Raw genomic sequence first — 541 nt, forward strand, 5'->3', positions numbered from 1 at the left:
AGTCATGCGCGGTAACTCGAATCGTTACCAAAACATTCAGGGGTCCTTCAAGACTTCTAGCTCTTCTGGGGTAACTCAGATGACGACAGCAAATGGGCCGTCGCGTTATATCGCGGTGGCAGAAACAGATGGGACGAATCCTTGGACAACAGCGAGTTTGACTGCCGGGGAATTCGGCCAAACTTCGCGTTAATGGAGCACATATGAGCCTCAAATATATGCAAGGGTTTGAAACAGCACGGGATGATTCAGACCTTAGGTTGCAGGGATGGAGTGTATCGCCTCAGGCACCCACGACAAAAAAGGTGACCTTTGCGCCTAGCGTTACCAACGTTCCCGGAACGTCTCTTCGACCAGTGGGCGCATTTCAGTCGTCGGCGGCATCGTCGGCTACGTGGGGAGCAGCAGCGGACCAGACGTGGGGATACTACAATACGGGGTACACTGTTCAGCAAGCATGGAATGCGGGTGGTATTACGCTCGGATTTGGTGCCAAGCTCAATAGCAACGTTCCGTATTACGTCAGCGCGAGCTATGGTAT

The 541-nt window shown here is 52.9% G+C and carries 1 protein-coding gene; it reads left to right on the forward strand.

The window, feature by feature from the left end:
• On the forward strand, window positions 1–193 hold a 193-nt coding region (locus tag AC1RPG_RS08015; protein ID WP_481762472.1), incomplete at its 5' end, for a hypothetical protein.
• Between the last annotated feature and the right edge of the window lie 348 nt (window positions 194–541).

The organism is Dellaglioa sp. CoH-57-MRSF-18, assembly GCF_056781995.1.